Source organism: Actinoplanes sp. M2I2 (genome assembly GCF_023544445.1).
GTDB lineage: Bacteria > Actinomycetota > Actinomycetes > Mycobacteriales > Micromonosporaceae > Actinoplanes.
Genome location: NZ_JALPVJ010000029.1, coordinates 93,727 through 102,398, shown reverse-complemented (window position 1 = coordinate 102,398; position 8,672 = coordinate 93,727). Strand labels below are relative to the sequence as shown.

The window sequence follows — 8,672 nt, the reverse complement described above, 5'->3', positions numbered from 1 at the left end:
CTACGCTGTGGCTCTCGGCCACCGCAAGGTTGAATGTTGTGTCCACAACGCACAGACGATCATGCGGTGGCCGTCCTCGTTCCCGCAGGATCCGAGGTCACCTCACGAACGGCGGCTGCCGTACTAGCGCTGGACCAGAGGGCCGACGACGGGCACATTCCGGCTGAGATGTCCTAATAATGTGTTAACGCGCCCGTGGCCTTTGCCGAGCGGGACTCACCCGATGTCACCATGTCGGGTGAGCCCGGCGATTCTTCGCGGTCAGCGCCCGGCCCATGCCGGGCGTGCGGCAAGGTCGGCCGCCGTGCCGCTTTGCGGCCGTCTGGGGCAGGCAGCCGGCGGGGGTTGGTGCCGCATCCTTTACAACCTGCAGGCGGGAAATCTACTCACACATCGGCACCACTCGCGAGGCTTTGTTTCTGAAAGATCAGGACGTCCTCGTGGGCGATGAGGTGCATCGGTGTGCCGGCGGTGCGGGCCTTACGGACGGCCTGGAGCTGGAAAAAGCTGGGCCGTGCGATCAGCGCGTCGTCGCGGACCGCTGCGAGCAGGGCCACGCATCGATCCACCGGTGTCAGACCCGCCCGCACCCCGGCGCCGATCACCGCGGAGGGCAGGTCGACGAGCTGGCCGTTCTTCCGCCACGGGCGGGCAGTGACGGCCACGACGCCGCCGGGGCGTAGCAGCGTCTGGCAGCCGGCGAGGATGCGGGCGAATCCGTCGACGAGGCCGGTGAGGTCACGGTAGGCGAGGTTGCCCTTGTCAGTACCGTCGTTGTAGGTGTTGTCGGACTTCTGTACGCCGTCGTCGCCGGGCTGGACGAGGCCGTGCACGGTCGGCCCGTACGGCGGTGAGGTGACCACGAGCGCTACCTGCCCGGTCAGGACGGCGGGAACGAGGGACAGGATGGTGGTGGCGTCGCCACGGATCACGGCGGCTCGGCCGGTCGCCCCACCGGTCTGCGCGTGTTTGATGTTGGCGTCGGCGACGTCCGACCACCGGGATTCGTACTCCACGCCGAACGCGTCGCGGCCGGCGTGGATGGCCTCGACCAGGGTGGTGCCGATCCCGCACATCGGGTCCAGGACGAGATCGCCGGGCTTGGTGTAGGCGTGGATGGCGTGCGCGGCGATCGCCGGCAGCATCCGAGCCGGGTGCTTGCCCGACTCGACCACGTACCGGCCTTTACGTTGAACCGGCCCGGTGGACTGGGCCGTCGCCCACACCGACAGACCGTCCGGTCTCGCGGCGCGGTGCCGCCCGTCGTAACCGTGTTGCCGGCCGCGAGTCTCGGAATCGGACGTGGTGGGCGGGTCCTGCGGGAAGCGGTGATCAGCCACGGCGGCCTCCGCCCCGGTGCCCGCCTGGGCGGGGTCGCGGCGAGGGCTGGTTGATCTGGCTGAACACCAGCAGGTCGGCATGCACGCGCAGGTGTTCCGCCTGCCACTGCCCGGAGTCGTCGGCCATCGCGAGCAGTTCCTCGTCGGTGACGTGGTAAATGAAGGCGTCGCCGTCGGTGTCGGCGGAGACCGCGACGATGTGCTGCAGATAGCCCAGCCGGACACCGGCTGCGGCCGTGACCATCTCGGAGAAATCTTCCGGGACCGGCCGGGTGCCGGGTGCGATGGTGACAACCAGGATGAGGCAGCCGCCGGGGCGCAGCAGCTGCGCGCAGGCGGTCAGCAGCCAGGCCAGGCGGACCCGGTTGGCGGCGTCGTTACTGTCCAGGGGCCAGCGAGCGACCAGCAGACTGGTCATACCCCGCAGGTCTCCATCGGCCGATGCCGGCGCCGCCGGGCCGGCTGAGAATGGCAGGTTCGCATCGGTGAGGTCATCACCGAACCAGGCGTGCAGCTCCGGCAGCTCATCGCCTTCATCAGGGCGATCGTGAACGCTGTCGGCGGAGAAGTCCGTTGCGGTGGCCGGGCCGATGATCAGGCTGGCCGGGCCGCTGAACCAGGCCGGGTGGTGCTGACGCCCTCCCGTAGTGCACACGTAGGTGAGGGCGTGACCGTCGGTGAGATCAACGACGGCTTCGCCGGGACGGCTGTACGCGGCGACCAGCCGCGCGGCAAGGCGAGCACCGATCTGACCGGCGGTGTCGGACTCGGTCCTGGCACTGCGCCACACCGTGATCGGAACCGGCGGGCTGCCCGGGACGAGGTCCTGCTGACCCGCATCGATCACGTTCGGCTTCGCAGGATGCGGCTTGTTCAAGGAGTGCTGCGGCATGTCGCTCATGTGGTGTCGGCTCCGCGCCGCGCCGTAATGCGCTGACACCCTCAAACCGGGTTCTGTCGGCTCCAGCGAACACCTGTCGTTCTGACACCCGTCTGACACGGTTCCAACAGCGCAGGCAGCACCCCGCCTACGGGCTGCGCAGTCAATGCCGCCAGCCGGTCGGCCGTCAGCGCCCGAACGGAAGGAAATCGGTAGGCCACCAAACCGGCCGCTGCTGCGGTGTCAGAAGGCTGCGAGACTTCCCAACTGCGTCTGCCGTGCCTTGCACCCTGCACTGCCGCCCTGCCAGAGCCGGTCGGGGCCAGCCCCCTCATAACCGCGATCATCCCCCCTCGGCCCGAGGGCCTTGTCCCCGGCAGTTCCGCCCTGTCCGGTCTCAGCCGCGAAGCGGGCACTGATCTGCGGTGTCGGAGCCGTGTCAGCCAGTCATGGCGCAATCACCGGACACGCATCCGAATGCCGCCGGCGACCGGATGCCGACCGTCGATCCCGGGGAGCCATGACATGACCGCCACCACCGCCGACTGGCCCAACTCGCCGCTGAACGCCGTGGACACCGCCTTCCGCGCGCTGACCACCGGACCGCAGCCGCTGTCGCTCGACCTGGATCCGCTCCGCGACGGCACCGACCTGCCCGCCGTGACACTCCCCTTGCCGCAGCTGCGGACCTGGCTGCTCAAGCACCCAACCTCCTACGCCGCCAGGGACGCGGTGTGGGCGGAGCTGATTCGCCGGGCCCGCCTTGACGGGCCGGCCTGGGTCATTGCCGCGACCGCGATGGCGCTACCCGCCCTGCGCCGCTACGCCGGCCACCTGCACACCGGCTGGGCCGGCGACGCCTACGACCTCGACGCGGAAATCCTCACCGGCTTCCTAGCGGCGCTGCGCGACCACGTCGACCTCAGCCGGCCCGCGCCGTACGCCTCGCTGTGCCGAGCCGCCTGGCGCGCCGGCCACGAACTACAGCAGCGCGACGGCGCCGAAGCCATCCCGGTCGACAACCTCGAGCATGTCATCGGACCCCGCACCCCACGACACCCCTGGGGCCACCCTGACCTGCTCATCCGCCGCGCCGTGGAACTCGGCATCATCGACCCGGACGACGAACAGCCTTACATCGAACTGAGGCTCGGGCGACGCGCCATCGAACCCCTCGCAGCCCGCCTCAGCCTCGAGGTAGACGCTCTGCGCCGGCGCATCGAACGCATCGACACCCGGATCGCCGAGGCGGTCAGCCAGGGCGCTCTCACCGAGTTCGCTTCACCTCAGATGCGTGAGCAATGGCGACGTCAAGCGCAGCAGCGCCAGCGCATCCGCACAGCCCGCCGTGATATCTCGGCCACGCCGCCTGCTAACGCTGCAGTCTGAGCTGGCTTCGTTCGCGAGTTCGGCGCCAGATGCTCGGACTTTCGACACCACGTTGCTGGCGCCGCGTGCCGAGATGCTCGCGAGAATCGGCACCACTAGTGGATCTCTATCGGCGGTGGTGCCAGCGATAGCTCCGGAGCCCGCTCACCCTCCGTGCAGACGCTCATGGTGCGACCTGACTGTGAGTGCGCGGATCTGCCGAAAGGAGTGCACTCGATCTCGTCGGCAAATTAACCCTTGCGGGCAGCTTCTGCGGCAAGAATCCTTCTTGACTCGAGCTTAGTTCGGCATGCGCGTTGCCTAAACGTTCCTCCAATGCTATAAATGCGAAATGTTGTCACGTAGTGCTGTATCCGCAGTAGCCCGGTCTGTCGCACGAGCCGAGCAAAGGCTTCTTCGGCGGATTACAGACGACCGTGACTCGGAAGAGCCGGCGATGTCTTCGACTCTCTCGAATCAGCTCGAGTCCCTCGTTGAGGAAGCCACGGATGAGAGGGTCGATCTTAAGATTCGCGTACTCGACTCGGCAGGCGCCAACTCTTCGGAGTCGCTGCTGGGTGCAGATTTGTGCGCTGTCTTAGACATCGAGGTGGCCCCTCAGGTTCGTGTTCGCAAAGGGTTTCTCGTTCAAGCGAAGAGATCGGGATACTCCGGGCTCACATACACGCCGCCGAACCAAGCATCAAAAGAATATAGCCACTGGCTGTGGCGTCCGGATGCGTTGATGGACGAGAGCGGCGTCGTAGCTCTCACCACTCCTCCTAAGCTACTGGCGACCCAGTGTAGGGACATGTTGAATGCGACGCCGACATCATTCGTCTGGATCTATGGAAGTCACCCAGTCGCGGTAGTAGGGGCCAAGCCTATACTCGAGCTATATGCTCGACCTAGGAGGTCCCCGCCGATTGAACTAGGAACGAAGCGCCTCGATGACTTCATGGTAAACGCTTTGGATTGCTTCATTGGAGATCCGGCGATCATAGCGTGGGATACTGAGTCGCTCCTGCAGCAATGTTTCTTAAGGCGGGCGCGTTTCGGCGCACTATTCACCGTAGATCTTCCACGCCGACTTGGTGAAGATTAACCTAACGGCACCTCGACAAATCGCGGCGGGTACTCGAACTGGTAGGTGTTAGTACACGGTTCCAAAAGACGCAATTCTTCGTGACATTCTAGACCCCGTTCTGTGTGTTTACTTAACGAGCGTGCTCTCATGCCGCGGATAACGCTCGGTGCCGGCTGACGGCCGCCCGGCCGCATCAGGGGCTTGGACCGATCTTGCGATCGCTGTATAGCTCGTCGCGTCGCATTCACCTGTGACGACGTTGCCTACCGGTCCGCCGTGCTGGCTCGGATCGCAGTGATCACGCGATTGCCTGCTTCCGGGTTGACGACGCAGTGCAACCCGAGTTCTGTTATGCGACCGTCGCGTACATTCCACGGCCCGGCTTCGGCGTCGCGGCCGAGCACGGAAGCGAGGGAGTCGATCGTGGCCTTCCACAGGTTCGGCCAGACGCGGCGGGGCCCGACGACGAACGCGAGGTGCAGGCTGACACCGCCATCAGGCAGGGGGCGGCCCGCGCTGGTCTGGTCTCGGATCTGTTCCTTGAAGGCGGTGCTGTCGGCGGCGGCCGTCGTGCTCACGTCGAACGAGTACGTCCCGCCAGGGTCGCTAATCGCCTGGGTTCGGCATACTGCGACGGCGGAACTCGGCGCATGCCGCTTGGTTGCCCACACCGAGACAAATTGGCGCCCGGTACCTGCCGTGAGCCTCGGGACCAAGGGAAAGAGGTAGTTGTCCAGGTCGTGGTATGCGAGCAGAGGCATATCGTCCGGGAGGCCGATGTCGAGCCGTAACGCGAGAGGATCAGGTGTCGCGACCAACTGCTTGGCGACAACGGTGTGTACCTCGGCGATGAAGGCGACGGAACGAACCTGGCCGGGTGAGCCGGCCTTGTCCCAGCTGGCAAGTGCTGGATCGACGTTAAGCGTGTCGCCCACCACTTCCGGCCGCGGGTAGAAAACGGGTCTAGTCACAAGTCGAACCTACGGTCCTGCTGCGCTCTATACATATACCGCTGCGGTGCTATGCCGATTTTATGCCTCCGTGCGACTCACTGATTTGCGCTGACAGTGCGGCCGCCAGCAGCGGACGGCCACGCTTTGTGATGGCCAGGGGTCCGGATCAGGTGGGCACACCTGGGCTGATCAGAGCTCGACGGTTCCTCGCCCCGGGCATGCCGTCGGGTTGTATTGCCGGTGTTCGGCCACGTGTCGTCGCCAGAGGATGACATCAAGGGCCCGCAGGACGCTAACTCTGTCGTCCACGCCGGCGGTCGTGCGGGCCGCAGCGAGCACGGTTCGAAGAGCGCCGTCGTTCTCGGCAAGCCTGCCGTGAAGCTTCACCCAGACCTGTTGCGGGGCTCCGAATTGGCACCTGATGACCGTGTCGTACACCGGGAGAAGCTTCGGCCGCTTGCGAGCGAGGATCTTTCCTGCGATAACCCACCCGATGCCGGTCTTTTCGTTCCGGTTATTCAACAGACGCCATGCTTGACTTGCATGCCCGTCGTCGGTGACCAACTCGGCACCACCATGTTCGCCCAGCTCGACGTGCGTGGGAATCTCGCGCAGATGTGCGCCGACGTCGCGGCCAAGTTGTCCCTCGATCAGCTCTCTGCCGACAGGAAAAGGAGCCTGCACGCTCAGTGCTTCCACCGCGTACAGATCCTCCGCAGTTATTCGGTCACGGGTCTCGGCGCGATCGCCGCCGCCGGTGAAGGTCTCGAACCATTGCCCGGTGGATGCCCCCGGGGTGAAATACGCAATCAGGTGGCCTACGCCTTCGCGGCCAACGATGTCGATCAGCTTGTCTACCATCGCCGCATGCTAACGGCCGCGGGCCGCGAGTATCCCATCGCGCCGACGTACGGATCTGCCGCGATGAAAGCTCGGCTGACTCTGAGCGCGAGTAGCGACCCGTTTGGGCGGGAGTTCGGGACTCGGTATCTGCACGCGGATTTCATCGGGCGTCAGTTTGGGACCCACTCTGATCCAGCGTCGAATTGATGGGTGAGCCGTACCCTCACCGAGAGATCACCAACTACACGGGTTGGTATTCGTAGGCAACGGCGACGTCCGGATCTGGCCGATGTGAGTGCGAGGCGACGTGGCGTCGGGCATGCTGCGTGCGTGAGCGACGAGTGCGACCACGAAACCATCTTTACTGCGTTCAAAAGTCGGCGGAGCGCACGCCGCGCGGAGGCGATCCGGGACGCCTACATCGATCCTCATGCAGATCAGCTGCTCGCGCAGATGCTCGATGAGTCGGCCGACCTCGACTTCGACAAGGTGGTCATAGCCGGTCACTTGGGCGACCTCACGGGAGCCGTCGGGGACGACGCCCTTCGGCGGGCGACCCGCGTGTCCGGCCGCGGTAGTAGGGACTTACGCTGCGCATCCCTCCTCGCTTTGACGATGAGGCTGGGCACCCAGGCCACGCCGGATCTGCTCGCCGGTCTGGCCGGGTCTGACGCTGCGGTGAAGGACTACGCGGTGATCGGCCTCGCCGGCGCCGGTGCCGGCAACAACGACGCTTGGAAGCAGGTCTTCGACTATCTACGGTCGGTGCTGCGACGAAAGCGTCGGGCACACGGACAGTCCGAGGTCGCCTTCGCCCTCGCGTACTTGGCCCAGCATCTCGCTGACCCGTCCCGCAGGTCCGAGCTTGTCGCGTTCATCCGGGGGCACTGGGATGCCCTCGACGAAGCTGGCTGGTTTGCCCAGTTGTGGCCGGATGCCAGCCCGGACGGGCCGCACCTTGATTCGGTCGCGGACCCGGACCGCGAATTGATTCAGGCGTGGGCCCGCGAGCCTCTCTTCCGTCCGCTCGGTGTACCTAAGGGGTGACCGCTCATGCCGCCGATCGTGCGCGCTGGCTAGTAGCGAAACGTCACGCTCTGCGGCTCGGCGACTCACAGCCTGGTCTTCCGTCATCCGCTGGTGCCCGGCGCTGATGTCGGGTGTTATTCGCTAGACGAGGACGTTCGAAGCACTCACGGCGGGCTGTGATCTGGGAAAACATCTTCGGCGGCCGACTTGATGTTCGCGAGGTGTCAGGAGATCGTTCGTGCACCGGTACCGCGGGGTGCGCTCCTGCGGCAGCGTCGCTGGGCACCTCGTGCACGAGGTGCCCAGCGCGTGGCTTCCGCCACCACGGCATGTTGACTTCAGCGAGACGGGGACGTCGGTCACGGGACCATTGGGAGCTTGGACATGGCACCTGCCTTCTCGTAGCCGCGCGGCCTCGCGGGCCAACAGGTGCCGAGGGCACCTGACGCGCGCTCCCGGATTTCCGGCGCGATCGCCTCTTCCTCGTGGGCCAACGTTCATGTCAGCTCGAGATGCACTTCGCGCAGCACTTGCGCACCGGCATCTTCGAGGTGCACGGGGGAAGCCTTCTCGGATCGGGCCCGACTACCCGCGCACTGTCAGGCCGCGGAGCGAGCATGCTGGCCCGCCACGGCTTCCGTCGCAGTGCGTACTCGCCATCCTTCGGCCGCATGCACGCTCGTGCCAGCCGAGACTTGCGGCAGTGGTCCGCGCTGGCGGTGGGAGAAAGCGCAGATGAGTTTCGACTTGCCGGTCTGGGAAGGCGAACGGCCGGAGGCGATGGGTGGACATGACCCACGACGAGGAAGGCATTAGCCCGTGGTCCGACGGGTTTCTGATCGGCAATGCCAGCGGACAGACAATTTGCTTCGCCGCGCGGTACAGCATGGCTGAGGGCGTCTCAGCGGCCGCCGCTCGCATGGCGGCAGACCGTGGCCTGATCCGCTTCGACCCTCAATGGAACTGTCTACGACTCGCAGCCGACGAGCTCTGAAGGTACGGATCTGCCGTCGAGGGAGCGGCGTCGTGAGTGGCGGCGTCGTGAGGCGCCTGCGGCCTCCGGTGGTGTGCCGAGAAGCAGTTGAAGTTTGTTTAGCCGATGATGGTCGCATGTCGTTGCCGGATCTGGACCCTGATGAGTATCCACCGATCGATCCTGGCGAGCCCGCGCC

Annotated in this window: 7 protein-coding genes; 3 read left to right on the top strand and 4 right to left on the bottom strand. The window is 65.6% G+C overall.

The window, feature by feature from the left end:
* Nucleotides 1-386 precede the first annotated feature (386 nt).
* Together HJC40_RS39830 and HJC40_RS39825 are read right to left on the bottom strand one after the other, a co-directional pair.
* Nucleotides 387-1,340: a DNA methyltransferase gene (locus HJC40_RS39830; protein WP_250008802.1), complete on the bottom strand. Its 954-nt coding sequence runs from the start codon at nucleotides 1,338-1,340 to the stop codon at nucleotides 387-389.
* Nucleotides 1,333-2,232, bottom strand: coding sequence for a hypothetical protein (locus HJC40_RS39825; RefSeq protein ID WP_374273657.1), 900 nt, complete (start codon nucleotides 2,230-2,232; stop codon nucleotides 1,333-1,335). The genes HJC40_RS39830 and HJC40_RS39825 overlap by 8 nt, the downstream gene beginning before the upstream one ends.
* Before the next feature lie 513 nt (nucleotides 2,233-2,745).
* Between HJC40_RS39825 and HJC40_RS39820 the strand changes: the two genes are divergently transcribed.
* Complete coding sequence (locus HJC40_RS39820; protein ID WP_250008799.1) at nucleotides 2,746-3,609, top strand: hypothetical protein; 864 nt, start codon at nucleotides 2,746-2,748, stop codon at nucleotides 3,607-3,609.
* Nucleotides 3,610-4,938: 1,329 nt separating this feature from the next.
* Here the strand turns inward: HJC40_RS39820 and HJC40_RS39815 are convergent.
* Entirely contained in the window at nucleotides 4,939-5,646 is a 708-nt protein-coding gene (locus tag HJC40_RS39815; protein ID WP_250008798.1) for a hypothetical protein, read from the bottom strand.
* 171 nt (nucleotides 5,647-5,817) lie between these two features.
* Nucleotides 5,818-6,489 carry a DUF6308 family protein gene (locus HJC40_RS39810; protein ID WP_250008797.1) on the bottom strand — a complete coding sequence of 224 codons (672 nt, stop codon included), beginning with the start codon at nucleotides 6,487-6,489 and terminating at the stop codon, nucleotides 5,818-5,820.
* 312 nt (nucleotides 6,490-6,801) lie between these two features.
* Between HJC40_RS39810 and HJC40_RS39805 the strand changes: the two genes are divergently transcribed.
* Nucleotides 6,802-7,518, top strand: coding sequence for a hypothetical protein (locus HJC40_RS39805; protein WP_250008796.1), 717 nt, complete (start codon nucleotides 6,802-6,804; stop codon nucleotides 7,516-7,518).
* A gap of 772 nt (nucleotides 7,519-8,290) precedes the next feature.
* Nucleotides 8,291-8,494 carry a hypothetical protein gene (locus HJC40_RS39800; RefSeq protein WP_250008795.1) on the top strand — a complete coding sequence of 68 codons (204 nt, stop codon included), beginning with the start codon at nucleotides 8,291-8,293 and terminating at the stop codon, nucleotides 8,492-8,494.
* Nucleotides 8,495-8,672: the final 178 nt, after the last annotated feature.